Source organism: Paraburkholderia sediminicola (assembly GCF_046027825.1).
Taxonomy (GTDB): domain Bacteria; phylum Pseudomonadota; class Gammaproteobacteria; order Burkholderiales; family Burkholderiaceae; genus Paraburkholderia; species Paraburkholderia sediminicola_D.
Genome location: NZ_JAQQDU010000042.1, coordinates 36,729 through 53,554 on the forward strand (window position 1 = coordinate 36,729; position 16,826 = coordinate 53,554).

Annotated in this window: 16 protein-coding genes and 1 pseudogene; 9 read left to right on the plus strand and 8 right to left on the minus strand. The window is 61.4% G+C overall.

All coding sequences use genetic code 11. The features are described 5' to 3' along the window. The first annotated feature begins 226 nt into the window (after positions 1-226). From PQQ96_RS22510 to PQQ96_RS22535, 6 genes and pseudogenes are all read left to right on the plus strand, one after another. Positions 227-2,599: a bifunctional diguanylate cyclase/phosphodiesterase gene (locus PQQ96_RS22510; RefSeq protein ID WP_408296747.1), complete on the plus strand. Its 2,373-nt coding sequence runs from the start codon at positions 227-229 to the stop codon at positions 2,597-2,599. Between the two features lie 33 nt (positions 2,600-2,632). Then, positions 2,633-2,731 (plus strand): annotated as a pseudogene (locus PQQ96_RS22515) (DNA-deoxyinosine glycosylase); the annotation flags it as partial. Further along, positions 2,728-3,651, plus strand: a complete 924-nt coding sequence (locus tag PQQ96_RS22520; RefSeq protein ID WP_408296750.1) for a class I SAM-dependent methyltransferase — start codon at positions 2,728-2,730, stop codon at positions 3,649-3,651. The pseudogene PQQ96_RS22515 and the gene PQQ96_RS22520, both read left to right, overlap by 4 nt. A gap of 624 nt (positions 3,652-4,275) precedes the next feature. Continuing rightward, the gene (locus tag PQQ96_RS22525; RefSeq protein WP_408296753.1) at positions 4,276-4,524 is read left to right on the plus strand and encodes a DUF3311 domain-containing protein; all 249 of its coding nucleotides are present in this window, start codon (positions 4,276-4,278) and stop codon (positions 4,522-4,524) included. Beyond that, a complete protein-coding gene (gene mctP / locus PQQ96_RS22530; protein ID WP_408296756.1) occupies positions 4,524-6,074 on the plus strand; it encodes a monocarboxylate uptake permease MctP in 1,551 nt (516 codons plus the stop codon). The genes PQQ96_RS22525 and mctP overlap by 1 nt, the downstream gene beginning before the upstream one ends. A gap of 124 nt (positions 6,075-6,198) precedes the next feature. Continuing rightward, on the plus strand, positions 6,199-7,326 hold the full coding sequence (locus tag PQQ96_RS22535) for an FUSC family protein (RefSeq protein WP_408296759.1): 1,128 nt from the start codon (positions 6,199-6,201) through the stop codon (positions 7,324-7,326). 4 nt (positions 7,327-7,330) lie between these two features. Here PQQ96_RS22535 and PQQ96_RS22540 read toward each other — a convergent pair whose 3' ends face one another. The 5 genes from PQQ96_RS22540 to PQQ96_RS22560 all read right to left on the minus strand — a co-directional run bounded on the left by PQQ96_RS22540 (position 7,331) and on the right by PQQ96_RS22560 (position 12,612). Then, entirely contained in the window at positions 7,331-7,744 is a 414-nt protein-coding gene (locus PQQ96_RS22540; protein WP_408296762.1) for a VOC family protein, read from the minus strand. Positions 7,745-7,977: 233 nt separating this feature from the next. After that, entirely contained in the window at positions 7,978-8,931 is a 954-nt protein-coding gene (gene tal / locus PQQ96_RS22545) for a transaldolase (RefSeq protein ID WP_408296764.1), read from the minus strand. A 329-nt stretch (positions 8,932-9,260) separates the two neighbouring features. Next, complete coding sequence (locus PQQ96_RS22550; RefSeq protein ID WP_408296767.1) at positions 9,261-10,481, minus strand: benzoate/H(+) symporter BenE family transporter; 1,221 nt, start codon at positions 10,479-10,481, stop codon at positions 9,261-9,263. Between the two features lie 40 nt (positions 10,482-10,521). After that, a complete protein-coding gene (locus PQQ96_RS22555) occupies positions 10,522-11,697 on the minus strand; it encodes a vWA domain-containing protein (RefSeq protein ID WP_408296770.1) in 1,176 nt (391 codons plus the stop codon). A 72-nt stretch (positions 11,698-11,769) separates the two neighbouring features. Then, positions 11,770-12,612: an AAA family ATPase gene (locus PQQ96_RS22560; RefSeq protein ID WP_054035023.1), complete on the minus strand. Its 843-nt coding sequence runs from the start codon at positions 12,610-12,612 to the stop codon at positions 11,770-11,772. 291 nt (positions 12,613-12,903) lie between these two features. On the opposite strand from PQQ96_RS22560, the gene PQQ96_RS22565 reads away from it, so the two are divergent. Together PQQ96_RS22565 and PQQ96_RS22570 are read left to right on the plus strand one after the other, a co-directional pair. After that, positions 12,904-13,272, plus strand: a complete 369-nt coding sequence (locus PQQ96_RS22565) for a c-type cytochrome (RefSeq protein ID WP_408296774.1) — start codon at positions 12,904-12,906, stop codon at positions 13,270-13,272. A gap of 59 nt (positions 13,273-13,331) precedes the next feature. Continuing rightward, complete coding sequence (locus PQQ96_RS22570) at positions 13,332-13,715, plus strand: c-type cytochrome (protein WP_408296777.1); 384 nt, start codon at positions 13,332-13,334, stop codon at positions 13,713-13,715. Between the two features lie 68 nt (positions 13,716-13,783). Here PQQ96_RS22570 and PQQ96_RS22575 read toward each other — a convergent pair whose 3' ends face one another. The 3 genes from PQQ96_RS22575 to rsxB all read right to left on the minus strand — a co-directional run bounded on the left by PQQ96_RS22575 (position 13,784) and on the right by rsxB (position 15,816). After that, complete coding sequence (locus tag PQQ96_RS22575; RefSeq protein WP_408296780.1) at positions 13,784-14,218, minus strand: DUF1841 family protein; 435 nt, start codon at positions 14,216-14,218, stop codon at positions 13,784-13,786. Positions 14,219-14,314: 96 nt separating this feature from the next. After that, on the minus strand, positions 14,315-14,959 hold the full coding sequence (gene nth, locus PQQ96_RS22580; protein WP_074285000.1) for an endonuclease III: 645 nt from the start codon (positions 14,957-14,959) through the stop codon (positions 14,315-14,317). 20 nt (positions 14,960-14,979) lie between these two features. Then, complete coding sequence (rsxB, locus tag PQQ96_RS22585) at positions 14,980-15,816, minus strand: electron transport complex subunit RsxB (protein ID WP_408296783.1); 837 nt, start codon at positions 15,814-15,816, stop codon at positions 14,980-14,982. 373 nt (positions 15,817-16,189) lie between these two features. On the opposite strand from rsxB, the gene PQQ96_RS22590 reads away from it, so the two are divergent. Further along, the gene (locus PQQ96_RS22590) at positions 16,190-16,822 is read left to right on the plus strand and encodes a TetR/AcrR family transcriptional regulator (protein WP_408296786.1); all 633 of its coding nucleotides are present in this window, start codon (positions 16,190-16,192) and stop codon (positions 16,820-16,822) included. The last annotated feature ends 4 nt before the right edge of the window (positions 16,823-16,826 follow it).

Below are 16,826 nucleotides of genomic sequence, written 5' to 3' on the forward strand. Positions count from 1 at the left end.
CCATGCGTGTCGATATACTGCCTGGGGCGTCGCCCGAAAGCATGACAGGTTCCTCGTTCACCTGTATTGACATGACGCTCGGCTTCCCGCTAATACATGCAGTGTCACATGCAGGGTCGGGTACACCAGTTCAACATGTCATTCGGTCGAATGGGTGAGTCCCTGCTAACGACGCGCTGTTTGCCTTCGCAGGTACGTCAGGCTGCCACGAGCATTCCAGAAGACTATGAATCGAATCGCGTGCTCCTTTCTCACCAAGCCGGCCCTGTTTATTTTCGCTGGAATAGCCATTACGCTCGCCACCACAGGCGTCACTGCAGTTTCGTTGTACCAAATGAGACTGGATGCGATGGCGCAGGCGCGCGATGCCGCACAAAACCTCGTGACTTCCCTGCAGGACGAGACTGAGCGTAATCTCGACATCTATCAACTTGCCATGCGTGATGTCGTGACAAGTATCGAGACGCCTGACATCTTTCGGCTCTCCCCAGAAATCCGGCAGCGCGTCGCCTTCAGTACGGCGAGCAATGCAAAGGAACTGGGCATATTGTTCGCGACAGATGCGACAGGGAATTTTGTTCTCGACTCCAAAGCGGTTCCGCCACGCAAGCTCAATGTAAGTGATCGCGATTATTTTCAGATTCAGCAACAGGCAAAAGATGCTGGCTTGTATCTCAGCAAACCCTTTCTGCCGCACGCAGGCGATCTGGAACAGCCGCAGATCGCGTTGAGTCGGCGACTTGAGGACAAAGACGGTCGATTTGCAGGCATTGTTGCCGGTACGCTTCGGCTAAGCTATTTCCGTCAGCTGTTCGAAGACTCGATACTCGGCCAGCACGGGACAATTACGCTGTTGCGCACAGACGGGACGGTTCTGATGCGGCAACCGTATCGCAAGGACGATATCGGCAGCTCGCTCGCTGGCGGTCAGTCGTTTCCGCCCCTCGTGCAATCGGATCACGGAACCTATGTCGGCATGGCGGTGCTCGATCATATTGAGCGGCTGTACAGCTTCAGACGGGTCGGCAGCTACCCATTGATCATTGTCGTTGGCTTCGCGACTGAGGATATCTACGCGGGTTGGCACAAGCGAGCGATTGCCATTGGCATTGTCACTGTCATTCTCGATGCGCTCTTCATCATGTTGTCCCTGATGTTCAGCGGACAATTGCGCACGAGACTGGCGATGGAACAGCAATTGCAAAGACTGGCGTGGTTCGACTCGCTAACGGGCTTGCCTAACCGGGTGCAACTGCAAAGAGAGGCGCTCCGCATCCTGACGGACGCCAGCCGGAATGCGTCGAGTTTCGCGACACTTTTTATCGATCTGGATCGTTTCAAGCGCGTCAATGACACACAGGGGCATGTCGCCGGCGACGTTGTGTTGAGCGAAATCGCAAAACGCCTCCGGGATCATGTTCGAGGTGAGGACCTGATCGGCCGCCTCGGCGGAGACGAGTTTCTCGCCATCTTGCAAAACTGTGACGTGCTGAGGGCCACCCACGTCGCCGGACGCATTCTGCAGGCGGTGTATCAGCCCATCGTCATCGACTCGAAGCATGGCACCAGCATCACGATCAGTGCCAGCATCGGCATCTCGCTCTATCCGCACGACGGACAGGATGCCGATACCCTGCTGCGAAATGCGGATATGGCGATGTACCGGGCGAAGAACGCGGGACGTAACCAGGTGCACTTCTACGCGCCTGAGTATGAGCGTCAAGCCAGAGAGCATCTCGAGTTGGAAATCGCGCTGCAACGAGCCTTGAAAGCGAATGCGCTGAGTGTCGTTTACCAGCCCAAGATCGATGTGACGGGAGCGCTGCGTGGTGCCGAGGCACTGGTCCGTTGGTACAACGATAAGCAGGGGTTTATTCAGCCGGATCGCTTCATCGCCATCGCGGAAGAAAGCGGCCTGATTGCGGAGATGGATGCATGGGTGCTCGGCGAGGCTTGCCGCCAACTTGCCGAGTGGCGGGCCGCGGGCATCGATGTGCCGAGCGTATCGGTGAATGTCAGTGCTGCAGACTTCAAGCGTCCAGATTACCCCGGCTTTATCGCGCACACCCTGCAGACTCATGGCCTGGATCCTGAAGACCTGATTCTGGAAATGACCGAGCGAGTCATGTTTGACGAGTCGGCCGATGACATTCGAACGTCGCTCGATGCGATTCATGCTCTTGGCATAGCGCTGTCGATAGATGACTTCGGTACGGGTTACTCGTCCCTGAGCTACCTCCACCGATTCCCCGTCAGGGAACTGAAGATTGACAAGAGCTTCGTGCAGGGAATCGGCGGCGACGCAATGGCAGAATCCTTGACACAGACTGTATTGAACATTGGCACCGTCCTGAAGCTGACCGTCACCGCTGAAGGCGTGGAAACGCAAGCGCAGCGCGATTTTCTAGCCAAGCATGGCTGCCATTTGTATCAAGGATATCTTTTCTCGCCGCCATTGCGACCGGGAGACTTTGCGCTCTGGGTAGAAGCCCATCGAGCGCGAACACCAATAAGCGAATCAGGCTCTGTTCACATTTCCACGAACAGCCAGAACGCGCGAGCAAGCGAATTCGACACGATGCGTGTGCGTCATCAATGACGGAGGCCAGTCCATGGCCGGTGCGAACACAACGCCAGCTGCGCCACCCTCGTTTTGCCTTCGTCGAGTCCGGCGAATGCTATGCTCTCGTTCGACCAAAAATTGCGTCTCTGGCGCGACATCCTTACATGACGAAACTGATCAAGCGCGCCTCGGCTGAAGCCCGTGCTTTCCGCAACAAAGATGCTGACGCCGGCGACAGCACGCTGAACAAACAGAAAGCAGTGCGCAGCAAAAAGCGCGCGCTGCATGACGATGACCTGCACGATGCGCCGCAGATCGAAGCACCGCGCAAGCCGCGTTTCGCACCGGTGACGTTCTCGGAAGAGGGCGGCGTACGTTTCCTGCATTTCGGCACGGAATGGGTGCAAGGCGCGATGCGTCTGCGCAAACCGGATCACGTCGAACTCGAATACGCGCAGCAGATGATGGCCTGGCTGCTGTTCATCGAAACGCCCAAGCGTATCGTGCAGCTCGGCCTGGGCGCCGCGGCACTGACCAAATTTGCGTACCGCTTCCTGAAGCGCGCGAAGGTCGAGGCGGTCGAAGTGAACCCGGCGGTGGTCGTGGCCGCGCGCACGATGTTCGAACTGCCGCACGACGACGCACGCCTGACCGTGCACGAAATGGATGCGTGGGACTTCGTCAACGACCGCGCCAATCACGGCACGATCGGCGCGCTGCAAATCGACGTCTACGACGCGACCGCGCGTGGCCCGGTGCTCGACAGCGTTGGCTTTTACCGTGCGGTGCGCGCCTGTCTGACCGACGCGGGTGTGGTGACGATCAACCTGTTCGGCGATCATCCGAGCTTCGTGCGCAACATGAAGCGCCTCAATGAAGCGTTCGATGGTCGCGTGGTCGCGCTGCCGGAAGTGCATGACGGCAACCGCATCGCGATCGCCTTCTCGGGCCCGGCGCTCGACGTGCCGTTCACGGCACTGCAAGCTCGCGCGAAGCTGATCGAAGCTGAACTCGGTTTGCCGGCGCGCAAGTGGATCAAGGGCCTGCAAGAATCGACAGGGCAGAACGGCGGCTCGTTCACGATCTGATGACTGGAGCGGTCGGGCCGGGCAAGCCGGCTCGACTGCGGCAAGACCGAAAAGCCCGCTGCCGCCGTGCTGTAAGCGTCGGCGCTGGGCGAGCGCAGCCGGAAGCCTCAGCGGCAAGGCTGGCACTCCAACGGAATCAGCCGTATCTATCCGGTGGCATCGCAGCCGTTCAGTGCTGTGCATCAGCCACTTCTTCCGCCGGGTCAGACCCAAAGCAGTACATCGGTCTAGTCTTGCCTACGCCGTTGCGTCCACGCGACGGTCTTCAAAGCCACAACCCATCGCGCATCGCAGAGCCGATCCGCGTTTCGCTCAGGGGCTCACGCGCGAGCCGGGCATCGGCCCAGCCTGATCCAGGCCTACGGCGCACCGAGCCTCACGCCCCCTCTTTCGAAGCCGTGCCCCGCCAGCGTCAAAGCCCCGTCCCGCCAGCCTCCAAACCACTGTCCCGCATCGGGTCGTCCCTGCTTGACCGGACGTTCACCGCTCCTATACTCTTTCGAAGCTTTCGGGGCGCCCGTGGGCATCAGCGGGGCGATCCCTCGCAGGGCGGCCGTCCGCTGTGGGATCCACCACCCGTCAAAACACGGGCCAACATTTCAATAATAGGGAAGAGGAGACGTCATGGCTCACGACGCCGACGCGAACAAGGCCAGCAAGCACTGGCTCTGGTTGCTGCTGTTGCCCTGGATCGCAATGATCTGGGTGCCGTCATACAACAAGGTCGAACCGCAGTTGTTCGATTTCCCGTTCTTCTACTGGTACCAGCTCCTGTGGGTGCTGATCAGCGCGGTCATCACGGCGCTCGTGTACTTCAAGACCAAGACCCGTTCGTCGGGCAACCCGGGCAGCTCGCAAGGGGGCGCGCAATAATGAACGCCACCGCAACTTTCGTCTTCGTCCTGTTTTTCATCGGCGTCACCATTCTCGGTTTTATCGCGGCCCATTGGCGTAAGGGCGACCTGGCCCATCTGGAAGAGTGGGGCCTCGGCGGCCGGCGCTTCGGCACCATCGTCACGTGGTTCCTGCTGGGTGGCGACCTGTACACCGCCTACACCTTCATCGCCGTGCCGGCGCTGGTGTTCGGTGCGGGCGCAACCGGTTTCTTCGCGCTGCCGTACACGATCCTGATCTATCCGTTCGCGTTCGTCGTGTTCCCGAAGCTGTGGAGCATCGCCAAACGTCAGGGCTATGTGACATCGGCCGACTTCGTCTCGGCTCGCTATGGCAGCCGTATGCTGGCGCTGGCGATCGCCGTGACGGGTATCGTCGCGACGATGCCGTACATCGCGCTGCAACTGGTCGGTATCGAAGTGGTGATCGGCGCGTTGGGTTTCGACACCAAGGGCTTCGTCGGCGATCTGCCGCTGATCATCGCCTTCGCGATCCTGGCGGCTTACACGTACACGTCGGGCCTGCGCGCGCCGGCCATGATCGCGGTTGTCAAGGACGTGCTGATCTATATCGTGATCTTTGCCGCGATCATCGTGATTCCGCCGCAACTGGGCGGCTTCGGCCATATCTTCAGCGTGGTGCCGCCGGCCAAGCTGCTGCTGAAGGCACCGGACGTGTCGAGCCTGAACGGCTACAGCGCGTACGCGACGCTTGCGGTGGGCTCGGCGCTCGCGCTGTTCCTGTATCCGCACTCGATCACCGCGGTGCTGTCGTCGAAGTCGGGTAACACGATCCGCCGCAACATGGCGATGCTGCCGGCTTACTCGCTGGTGCTTGGCCTGCTCGCGCTGCTGGGCTTCATGGCGCTGGCGTCGGGCGTGAAGGACATGCCGGAATTCGCGCCGTACTTCAAGGCGTTCGGCCCGAACTTCGCGGTGCCGGCGCTGTTCCTGCACTTCTTCCCGTCGTGGTTCGTGGGCGTGGCGTTCGCGGCGATCGGTATCGGCGCGCTGGTACCGGCGGCGATCATGTCGATTGCGGCTGCGAACCTGTACACGCGCAACATCCACAAGGAGTTCGTGAACCGCAACATGTCGCATGAGCAGGAGACCAACGTCGCGAAGCTGGTGTCGCTGATCGTCAAGGTCGGCGCGGTCGCGTTCATTCTCGGTCTGCCGCTGACGTACGCGATCCAGCTCCAACTGCTGGGCGGCATCTGGATCATCCAGACGCTGCCGGCAATCGTGCTGGGTCTCTACACGCGCGTGCTCGACTACCGCGGCCTCCTGGTCGGCTGGGCGGTCGGCATTGCCACCGGCACGTGGATGGCGATTTCGCTGAAGCTGGCGGGTTCGATCTTCACGATCCATCTGTTCGGCATGGCGATCCCCGGCTACGCGGCGGTGTGGTCACTGATCGTCAACCTGGTGGTGTCGGTGGTGGTGAGCCTGCTGGTGCGGATGTTGGGCATGCAGCGCGCCGAGGACCGTACCCGTCCGGAAGACTATCTGGACGTGGTCGAAGGCTAAGTCAGCCGTTCCATCTCGCCGGAAAAGCAACGCCCGCAGACAAAAGTTTGCGGGCGTTTGTCTTTCCGGGGCACTCCAGGGCACGATAGCGGAACCGTCCTACAACGCGTCCATCGCGCGAGCCATGGCTTCTGCCGATTCCCCCCGCGTCATCGCCCGCCGCTCGGCCATAAGCCGTATGGCGCGCACGATCACGTCGCCGTACTACCGCTATCGTCACGCGAAGATGCTGCATAGCCTGCGCGTCGGCGTCGCCATGCTGGTGTCGATTCTCGCGACCACCGGTATCAACATTCCTCACGGCATCTGGTCGTCGGTAACGCTGCTGGTGGTGATCGGCGGCTTGCAGCATCACGGCAATATTCGCAAGAAGGCCGCCGACCGGGCGGCCGGGACGCTGCTCGGCGCGGCGATCGGTCTTGCGCTGATCCTGTTGCAGAACCTGACCGGCTCGCTGCCGCTCACCTATGTGCTGATGTCGATCGTTGCGGCAATCTGCGCCTGGTTCGCCATCGGTTCGTCGGGGTATATCGGTCTGCTGACGGCGATCACGATGTGCATCGTCGCGGGTCATGGCGACAATCTGATCGACGTCGGCCTTTGGCGCACGCTGAATGTGCTGATCGGCATCATCATCGCGCTGGCGTTTTCGTTCGCGTTGCCGTTGCACGCGACCTATTCGTGGCGCTACGGGATCGCCGACAATCTGCGCGAATGCGCGCGGATCTACACCCGTTTGCTGGCAGGAGCGACGATCAACGAAGATGAGCAAGTCAAACACTTCCTCGCGATCAACCAGCGGCTGGTTCAGTTGCGCTCGCTGATGCCTTCGGTGGCGAAGGAGATCGATGTGCCGCAGGCCACGCTCGAAGAGATCCAGCGGCTGCATCGGCAGATGCTCAGTTCATTGGAATTGCTGGCGACCGGTCCGCTGATGCAGGCCGACGCCGCGGCGCGCGCTGCGTATGCGCAGGCGTGTGGCGTCGAGGTGCATGCCGTGCGTGGCATTCTGCTGGCGATGGCGCGCGGCCTGCGGTTTGGCCGTGCGACGCACTTCGGCATTCCGGCCGCGTCGCCGCTCACCCAGGCATGCGGCGACGACGTGACGCTTGAATTGCCACGTGACTTGCAGGGGCCGTATTGGCTCGGCCAGCGATTAGCCGAACAGGTGGATCGGCTGCGCGCGCTATTGTTGGAAACTGAGCCGAACTGGAATATCGAGCGGCATTCACGCAATGTGCTGCAGGTTTAGCTTTTTAGGCCTCCGGTACCGTCACCATCCACGCGAGACCGAAGCGGTCCACCAGCATCCCGAAGCCCTTGCTCCAGAAGGTGGCTTGCCACGGCATCGTCACGGAACCGCCGTCGGCCAGCGCATTGAAATATTTTTCCCCCGACGCGGCGTCGTCAGCCGTCAGCGAGAGGCTGAAGCCGCTGAACGTGGCCTGAGGGTCGCAGTGGCCGTCGGAGGCCATCCAGTCGGTCGAACCGATTCTGATCGTGGCGTGCATGATCTTTTCTTCCAGACCCGGACGCGGCTGATTTTGCGGGTCGGGCGGCGCGTCCTTGTAGCGCATCATTAACAACACCTCAGCGCCGAGCTTCTCGGTGTAGTACTTGAGCGCTTCTTCACAGCGGCCGTTGAAAAATACGTAAGGCTGAACGTACATAATCGTCTCCCGGAATAGGGGTCAGCGGCGCCGCATTCCTCGGGTAAGCGGTAATGAGGGCGCGGCGTGCAGACGATTGTAGTCGTCTGTCAGGGCAGCGATTGTGACAATATTTCGTAAGGGGCTGCGGGCCGGGAGCGTATCGAGCGTGGGCCTGTAAACGGCACGCGGCCCCGAACCGGAAGGCTCAGGGCCGCGTGCTCGGCCGCGCAACCAGGCGGCGAAGGCTACGCTTAACGCAGCGCTTCGATCAGCTTTTCCAGCTTGACAGCGTCTGCAGCGAACGCGCGGATGCCTTCAGCGAGCTTTTCGGTTGCCATGGCTTCGTCGTTGACCAGGAAACGGAACGACGATTCGTCGACCGGCACGCGTTCGATGTCCGCACTCTCGCCCATGTCAGGCGACAGCTTGCGCTCGACCTTGTCGGTGCTCTCCTGCAGCTTTTGCAGCAGATCCGGGCTGATGGTCAGCAGGTCGCAGCCGGCCAGTTCCAGAATCTGACCCGGGGTGCGGAAGCTCGCGCCCATCACCTCGGTCTTGTAGCCGAACTTCTTGTAGTACGCGTAAATGCGACGCACCGATTTGACGCCCGGATCGTTGGCGCCGCCGTCTTTCGCTTCGTCCCACGCGCTGCCGGCGTTCTTCTTGTACCAGTCGTAGATCCGGCCGACGAACGGCGAGATCAGTTGCGCACCCGCTTCGGCACAGGCAGCGGCCTGCGCGAGCGAAAACAGCAGCGTCATGTTGCAGTGGATGCCTTCCTTCTGCAGCACTTCGGCAGCACGGACGCCTTCCCATGTGGAGGCCAGCTTGATCAGCACGCGTTCGCGGCCGATGCCATGGTCCTTGTACAGCGCGATCAGTTCACGGCCCTTGGCGATCGACGCCTCGGTGTCGAACGACAGGCGCGCGTCCACTTCGGTCGACACGCGACCCGGGATGATCTTGAGAATTTCGGTGCCGAAGGCGATCAGCAACTGGTCGATGATGGCGCCAACCGGCTTCGACGCGTGGGCTTTCACGGTCTTCTCGAGCAGCGGCTTGTAATCGTCTTTCTGGACAGCCTTCAGAATCAGCGACGGATTGGTGGTCGCGTCCTGCGGCTTGTACTGGGCAAGCTGCTGGAAGTCGCCGGTATCGGCCACGACAGTGGTGTATTGCTTGAGTTGGTCGAGTGCGGTTGTCATGTTCGAGCCTTCATGGCGCGCGTGCGCCGTGGTTCAGGAGAAATGAGGTCGCCACCGGACGGAACAGGCAAAACAGTTCCGGTGGCCGCGGGTCACGCTGCAGCATCTGCCCGCCATGTTGCCGGGGAATTTTGACGGAAAGCGCTGCCGGATGCTTCTATTCTATGGCGGATCGCCTGATGCAGTATTGACACTTGCCCCCGGCGATCCGTTCACGGGGATTTTGGGCGACTGATTTTTTGGCCAATTTTCGGCGCCGGCCTCTGGCCCCGACTGCCGGTGCCGGCTTGCTGCCGACGAATTGCCGCCTACAAATTATCGCTGACGATTCAGGCGCGCCGGGCGTTCAGCACCAGTTGCGTCAGCACGCCCGCCACCAGCCCCCAGAACGCCGAGCCGATCGACAGCAGGGTGAGGCCCGAGGCCGTCACCATGAACGTGACCAGGGCCGCCTCGCGCTGTTTCAGGTCCTGCATCGCGTTGGCAAGGCCGCTCATGATCGAGCCGAACAGCGCGAGCGCCGCGACGGAGACCACCAGCGCCTTCGGCAAGGCGGCGAACAGCGCCGCGATGGTTGCACCGAAGATCCCGGCGATCAGATAAAAAATGCCGCACCAGACCGCTGCGGTGTAGCGCTTGTCGCGGTTTTCGTGCGCTTCGGGGCCGGTACAGATCGCCGCCGTGATCGCCGCAAGATTGATGCCGTGCGAGCCGAACGGCGCGAGCAGCAGCGAGGCGATGCCGGTCGTCGAAATCAGCGGCGCGGAGGGCGTGGTGTAGCCGTCCGCGCGCAGTACGGCGATCCCCGGCACGTTCTGCGAGGCCATCGCGACGACAAACAAGGGAATGCCGATGCTGATGCTCGCCGCAACCGAAAACGCCGGCATCGTGAACACCGGATGCGCGAGCGCGACGTGAAAGCGACTGAAGTCGAGCAGTCCGAGGCCGCCGGCGGCAGCCGTGCCGACGATCAGCGTCGTCACGATCGCATAGCGCGGCGCGAGGCGTTTGACGATCAGATAGGTGCAGAACATCGTCAGCACGAGCGCGGTCTGGAACTGCGCGGCGCGGAAAATCTCGATGCCGATCTCGAACAGAATGCCCGCCAGCAAGGCCGAGGCGATGCCTGCCGGGATTTTCTTCATCAGCGTGTCGAACCAGCCGGTCAGGCCGACCACCGTCAGCAACACGGCACAGACGATAAACGCGCCAATCGCCTCGGGATAAGCCACATGCGGCAGCGACGAGACCAGCAGCGCCGCGCCGGGCGTCGACCAGGCAATCACGATCGGCGCGCGAAAGCGCAGCGAGAGACCGATCGTGCAGACGGCCATGCCGATCGACAGCGCCCAGATCCAGGACGAAATCTGCGCATCGCTGAGATGCGCGGCCTGGCCTGCCTGGAACATCAGCACGAGCGAGCTGGTATAGCCCGTCATCATCGCGACGAAGCCGGCGACGACGGCGGACAACGACGTATCGGCAAACGGTCTGAGACGCCCGGCGGGTACGTTGGCAGGGGACAAATCGGGCGACGAAGACGGATTCATGCGAAAACTTTCTTATCGTTGGAGTGAAAACGCGAGCTGACTATTTGCTCAACATGCGCATCGCCGTTTCGAGTCCGGCGAGGGTGAGCGGATACATGCGGTGACCGAGCACTTCCCGGATCGCGCTGACCGACTGCCGGTAGGCCCACAAACCCTCCGGCTCCGGATTCAGCCACGCATAGTGCGGGAAATGATCGGCGAGGCGCCGCAGCCACACGGCGCCGGCTTCGGCGTTGTTGTATTCGACCGAACCGCCCGGTTGCAGTACTTCGTACGGGCTCATGGTCGCATCGCCGACAAAGATCAGCTTGTAGTCGGGCGTGAACTTGTGCAGCAGGTCCCACGTCGGCATGCGCTCGGCATGACGGCGGCGATTGTTCTTCCACAGGAAGTCGTACACGCAGTTGTGGAAGTAATAAAACTCGAGGTGCTTGAACTCGGCCTTGGCGGCGGAAAAGAGCTCTTCGGTGCGTTTGATGTGATCGTCCATCGAGCCGCCCACGTCGAGCAGCATCAGCACTTTCACCTTGTTGTGGCGCTCCGGCACCATCTTCAGGTCGAGCCAGCCGGCATTCGCGGCGGTGCTGCGGATGGTGTCGGGCAGATCGAGTTCTTCGGCGGCGCCTTCGCGAGCGAAACGGCGCAAGCGGCGCAGTGCGATCTTGATGTTGCGCGTGCCGATTTCGACCTGGTCGTCGTAATCGCGATAGGCGCGCGCTTCCCACACCTTCACGGCGGTGCGATTGCCCGCCGCGTCGCCGCCGATGCGCACGCCCTCAGGGTTATAACCGCCGTTGCCGAACGGCGAGGTGCCGCCCGTGCCGATCCATTTGTTGCCGCCTTCGTGGCGCTCTTTCTGTTCGTCGAACAGTTCTTTCAGGCGCTCCATCAGCTTGTCGATGCCGCCCATCGCTTCGATCTGTGCCTTTTCTTCCGGCGAGAGATCGCGCTGCAGCTTCTTCTTCAGCCAGTCGAGCGGGACGTCGAAAGCCAACTCCGAGGCTTGCGCGACGCCGTTGAAATACGCGCCGAACGCCTGGTCGAACTTGTCGAAATACTGCTCGTCCTTGACCAGCGTGATGCGCGCGAGATAGTAGAACTCGTCGAGCGACGGTGCGATCACATTGGCTTTCAGCGCCTCGAGCAGCGTCAGGTATTCCTTCACCGACACCGGCAGTTTGGCGGCGCGCAGCGAGTAGAAGAAGTCGATCAGCATGCTGTGTCCTCGGCGGCGGGGGTGCGGCGCGGCGCCTTCATCAACGGGTGTTAGCGATTATTCAGTGGTCGATCAGCGGTTGTTGCGGTTCATGAAGATCAGCCGCTCGAACAGGCTCACGTCCTGTTCGTTCTTCAGAAGCGCGCCGTGCAGCGGCGGGATGATCTGCTTCTGGTCGGACGAGCGCAGCGCTTCGGGCGGGATGTCTTCGGCGAGCAGCAGCTTCAGCCAGTCGAGCAGTTCCGACGTGGACGGCTTCTTCTTCAGGCCGGCGACGTTACGCAGCTCGAAAAAGCTCTGCATCGCCGCGGCGAGCAGCTCTTTCTTGATGCCGGGGTAGTGCACCTCGACGATCTGCTGCATCGTCACCGGATCGGGGAACTTGATGTAGTGGAAAAAGCAGCGGCGCAGGAATGCGTCAGGCAACTCCTTCTCATTGTTCGACGTGATGATCACGAGCGGGCGTTTCTTGGCGCGGATCAGCTCGTGGGTCTCGTACACGTAGAACTCCATGCGGTCGAGTTCGCGCAGCAGGTCGTTCGGGAATTCGATGTCGGCCTTGTCGATTTCGTCGATCAGGAGCACGGTTTGCTCCTCCGACTCGAACGCCTGCCACAACACGCCCTTCACGATGTAGTTGCGAATGTCCTTGACGCGCTCGTCGCCAAGTTGCGAGTCGCGCAGGCGCGACACCGCGTCGTACTCGTACAGGCCTTGCTGGGCCTTGGTGGTGGACTTGATGTGCCACTGCAACAGCGGCATGCCGAGCGCGGCGGCGACTTCTTCGGCGAGCATCGTTTTGCCGGTGCCGGGTTCGCCCTTGATCAGCAACGGGCGCTTCAGCGTCATCGCGGCGTTGACCGCGAGCTTGAGGTCGTCAGTGGCGACGTACTGCGATGAGCCTTCAAAACGCATGGCGAGATGCTCTTTTTTGGGAAAAAACTCAGTATAAGTCAGAAGGCCTGTTGCGCTGAAACGGGCTCGCGTAAGGTGTCACCCGCGGAGCAGGCGCGGTGGAGCAAAATGGCGTTAGCCGTGGCTTTGCGGTGGCCGGATGCGCCGCTGGGCCCGGTCGGTGGACGTTCGGCGCGGCGTCGCGGTACAATTAGCCCGATTTTTTTGGCCTGCGTGGCTACCCTATAAGAATAACGGCGCGGGCCGTTGCCTTTCCGGGCGCCCGTTTCCCCTCAAGCCAGGTTACATGCTATGAATAAATTCGTCAGCAAACACGTCGTGATCGCAGCGCTGTCGGTGCTAGCGGGCTATGCGGCCAGTGCGCAGGCAGCGGATGTCGTCGGCAACGCGAAGGCGGGCCAAGGCAAGGTCGCGATGTGTATTGGCTGCCACGGCATCCCTGAATACCGTACGGCTTACCCTGAGGTCTACCGCGTGCCCATGCTCGGCGGCCAGAATCAGGCGTACCTCGAGAACGCCTTGCATGCCTACAAGAAGGGCGACCGCCATTTCGAAACGATGCGCGCGATCACCGCGTCGCTGTCGGATCAGGACATCGCCGATATCGCTGCCTACTACGCAGCGCAAAATGCCGCTTCGAAGAGCAATCCCGACAAGTGATCGGCTGCGGTCACCCAACCGGTCACTCGGCTAAATAAATTCGCGGGATAGGAGAATTCATGAATAAGCCCCAACAGGCACTCCACACGGTGTTCAAGGCTGCATGCGCGTCGGCGGCAGTCATCGGTCTGGTTGCAGCGAACGTCGCGCACGCCGCTGACGCAGGCAACGGCAAGGTGCTGGCCAGCAACCACAACTGCGCGGCTTGCCACGGCGCCAACCTGAATAATCCGGTGAGCCCGGAATATCCGAAGCTCGCGGGTCAGCATTCCGACTACGTCTACTGGGCGCTGCGCCAGTATCAGATGGGCAACGGCAACCCGCACCTCGGTCGCAACAACGCGATCATGCAGGCGCAGGTGCAAAGCCTGTCGCCAAGCGATATGAAAGACATCGCGGCCTACATCGAATCGCTGGACGGCGCGCTGGTGCAGAAGAAGTAATCGCGTCGCGCTGTTTTTACGATGCTTTCAGATTGAACAACACCCCGCTCCGGCGGGGTGTTGTGTTTTCAGTCCCGGGTGGCGCGTTGCTCGATGCGCTGCAAATAGGCATCAGTGTCCGGCGGCGTGCCGGTGCGCTGCGCTTCCCAGATGGTTTCGCCAAGGCAGTCCATGATTGCGTGCTGCGCCTCATGGGTCGAGCCGAGCCGGGCGGCAAGCCGCTCATGCGCCGCGCGGATGCCCGGTGGCTGATCGATCGACAACTGTTCGGTGATCGCCAGATGCATCGACAGATGCAGGAACGGGTTGGTCTGGCCACGTTCGGGCGAGTAGTCCTGAGTCTGGGCGGCTTCCGTGTTGGTCAGGTCGGCGTGATATTCCGGATGCTCGACGATCCAGTCGGCCGCGATCGCTTCGAGCGGCGTCAGAATCTCGCCTTGACGCTGCTTGCGCCAGGTGTCGGTGAAAAATTGGCGGACTTCGTCGCGGCTAGGATTGAACATCGTGGGAACGGTGCGGTTAGTGTGGGGCGCTTGAGGCGTGCGTGCAGGGCGTCATTTTACGCCGGGGTCACGTAGCGTGCTGGCGGCGCGCCACCCTCAAAGATCTGGTGGCGGCGTCTTGGGCCGGAATTCGCACAGTGGCTCGATCACGCAATGCCAGCATTCCGGCCGGCGTGCTTTGCAGACATAGCGGCCGTGCAGGATCAGCCAGTGGTGCGCGTCCTGCTTGAACTCGGCGGGCGTGAATTTCTCCAGCGCCGCTTCGACCGCGCGGACGTCTTTGCCGGGTGCGAGCCCGGTTCGATTCGCAACCCGAAAGATGTGCGTATCGACGGCGATGGTCGGATGACCGAACGCCGTGTTCAGGATCACGTTCGCCGTTTTACGGCCGACCCCTGGCAAGCTTTCAAGCGCTTCGCGATCCTCCGGCACTTCGCCGCCGTACTGGTCGAGCAGAATGCGGCAGGTTGCGATCACATTCTTCGCCTTGGTCCGATACAGGCCAATCGTCTTGATGTAGCCGGCAACCCCTTCTTCGCCGAGATCGAACACCTTCTGCGGCGTGTTCGCGACCGGGAACATCTTGCGCATCGCCTTGTTCACCGACACGTCGGTGGCTTGTGCCGACAGCAGCACGGCAATCAGCAGTTCGAACGGAGTGGTGTACTCGAGCTCGGTTGTGGGATGCGGGTTGAGACTCTGAAGCGTCTCGTAGATGGCGCGGCGTTTGTTCGCGTTCATGCGCAGCGTAAAGTTAAGGGTTAGCGCTTCGTTGGCGGAATATCAGTTTTACCCGCGGTGTTGTCCGCGGCGAGCCCGAGACGGCGGCGGCGTGCTTCGGCGGCGTCGATCTGCGCCTGCACGTCGGCGCTGACGCGCTCGGTGTTCTGCGGACCCTGGCCTTTGGCGGTCAACTCTTCTTTCTTCTGGCGGGCACGCTCGAGCGCGGCCTGGATGATGGCGCGTTTTTTCGCTTCGGCGTCATCCGCCGCGGGCGCGGTGACGGTTGCCGCGGCATCGATCTCTGTCACCTGCGCGGGCGTGCTGCCGACCGCTCGCCGCGCTGCAGCACGTGCCTCGGCAGCTTCGCGTTCGCGTGCGAGACGGGCCTCACGCCGGCTGTGGCGCTCGCGCGCGGCGTCGGCCTGGCTTTGGCTCCACGCGTCCCAACCGGTTGCTTCACCCGTGAGCGGGGGCATCGCGATGCAGTCGACCGGGCAGGGAGGCACACACAGCTCGCAACCGGTACAGAGCTCGACGATGACCGTATGCATCTGTTTCGGTGCACCAACTATTGCATCGACTGGACAAGCTTGCATGCACAACGTGCAGCCGATGCAAACTTGTTCGTCGATAACCGCCAACGGGCGCGGCCGTTCGACCCCGTTGGCGGAATTGAGCGGAATCACCGGGTTGCCGAGCAGGGCGGCGAGACGCGCGATGCCTTCGGCACCACCCGGCGGGCACTGGTTGTAGTTCGCTTCGCCAAGGGCAACGGCTTCGGCGTACGGACGGCATGCGGGATAGCCGCACTTCGTGCATTGCGTCTGGGGCAGCAGATCTTCGATGCGATCTGCGAGTGTTCTGGAATCGGTCACGGTCACGACGTTGGGGCTTGCCTCGTGGCCGCACAGCTTGCCGAGCGTGGACTAGGGAAAACACGCGGCAGGCCGGGGCAACACAAAAGCGCTGCGAAAGCACGCAAACACGCGCCAATATAGGCAAATACAGACACGAATAGAGGCGTGAATGGCGGCAACTAAGCGCAAGCGCTGAGCTTGAACTAAATAGCACATTATCGCCGATTTCCCCAATTGCCATCCGCAATCCATGTGCCATAATCGAAGCGCTTTTTCGAAAGACCGCAGAAGGGTGTTCCCCCAACCAGCCCGTTCAGTGCTGTCGGTGCAAGGCCCGAGGAGAGGCCGGCGGCGCGATCCGGATAACGCGGCTCACGAAGACGATGCCACCATGAATCAGCCGAAAATCAAAAGAGATCCTGAAGGCACGCGGCGCCGCATTCTGCTTGCGGCGGCCGAAGAGTTTGCAAATGGAGGGTTGTTCGGCGCGCGCGTCGATCAGATCGCCCGCCGCGCGGAGACGAATGAACGCATGCTCTATTACTACTTCGGTAGCAAGGAGCAGCTTTTCACTGCGGTACTCGAGCACGCATTCAGCGCGCTCAATGAAGCGGAACGCGCACTCGAACTGAACGGCATTGCGCCGGTCGAGGCGGTGACACGTCTCGCGCATTTTGTTTGGGATTACTACCGCGATCATCCCGAGTTGCTGCGTCTCATTAACAACGAGAATCTGCATGAGGCACGCTACATGCAGAAGTCGACGCGCATCCGCGAAATGATCTCGCCGATCGTTGCCACACTCGGCAGCATTCTTGAGCGGGGTCAACGCGCGGGGCTGTTCCGCACCAACATCGATCCGCTGCGCTTTTACGTGACGCTGTCCGGCATGGGCTACTACATCGTGTCGAACCGCTTCACGCTTGAAGCGACACTCGGTCGCGATTTCAGCAGTGCGAGCGAGCGCAGCGAGGTCATTCAGATGAACACCGAGTTGCTGCTTGCGTATCTGTTGCGGAAGTAGGCGG

Bases quoted from the DNA above. Each gene is read 5' to 3' on its own strand.
- PQQ96_RS22555 (WP_408296770.1), bottom strand. From the start codon at position 11,697: ATGCTGATCGACTTCTTCTACTCGCTGCGCGCCGCCAAACTGCCGGTG.
- PQQ96_RS22570 (WP_408296777.1), top strand. From the start codon at position 13,332: ATGAATAAGCCCCAACAGGCACTCCACACGGTGTTCAAGGCTGCATGC.
- mctP (WP_408296756.1), top strand. From the start codon at position 4,524: ATGAACGCCACCGCAACTTTCGTCTTCGTCCTGTTTTTCATCGGCGTC.
- PQQ96_RS22575 (WP_408296780.1), bottom strand. From the start codon at position 14,218: ATGTTCAATCCTAGCCGCGACGAAGTCCGCCAATTTTTCACCGACACC.
- PQQ96_RS22540 (WP_408296762.1), bottom strand. From the start codon at position 7,744: ATGTACGTTCAGCCTTACGTATTTTTCAACGGCCGCTGTGAAGAAGCG.
- PQQ96_RS22565 (WP_408296774.1), top strand. From the start codon at position 12,904: ATGAATAAATTCGTCAGCAAACACGTCGTGATCGCAGCGCTGTCGGTG.
- nth (WP_074285000.1), bottom strand. From the start codon at position 14,959: ATGAACGCGAACAAACGCCGCGCCATCTACGAGACGCTTCAGAGTCTC.
- PQQ96_RS22520 (WP_408296750.1), top strand. From the start codon at position 2,728: ATGACGAAACTGATCAAGCGCGCCTCGGCTGAAGCCCGTGCTTTCCGC.
- PQQ96_RS22550 (WP_408296767.1), bottom strand. From the start codon at position 10,481: ATGAATCCGTCTTCGTCGCCCGATTTGTCCCCTGCCAACGTACCCGCC.
- tal (WP_408296764.1), bottom strand. From the start codon at position 8,931: ATGACAACCGCACTCGACCAACTCAAGCAATACACCACTGTCGTGGCC.
- PQQ96_RS22525 (WP_408296753.1), top strand. From the start codon at position 4,276: ATGGCTCACGACGCCGACGCGAACAAGGCCAGCAAGCACTGGCTCTGG.
- PQQ96_RS22510 (WP_408296747.1), top strand. From the start codon at position 227: ATGAATCGAATCGCGTGCTCCTTTCTCACCAAGCCGGCCCTGTTTATT.
- PQQ96_RS22560 (WP_054035023.1), bottom strand. From the start codon at position 12,612: ATGCGTTTTGAAGGCTCATCGCAGTACGTCGCCACTGACGACCTCAAG.
- PQQ96_RS22590 (WP_408296786.1), top strand. From the start codon at position 16,190: ATGAATCAGCCGAAAATCAAAAGAGATCCTGAAGGCACGCGGCGCCGC.
- PQQ96_RS22535 (WP_408296759.1), top strand. From the start codon at position 6,199: ATGGCTTCTGCCGATTCCCCCCGCGTCATCGCCCGCCGCTCGGCCATA.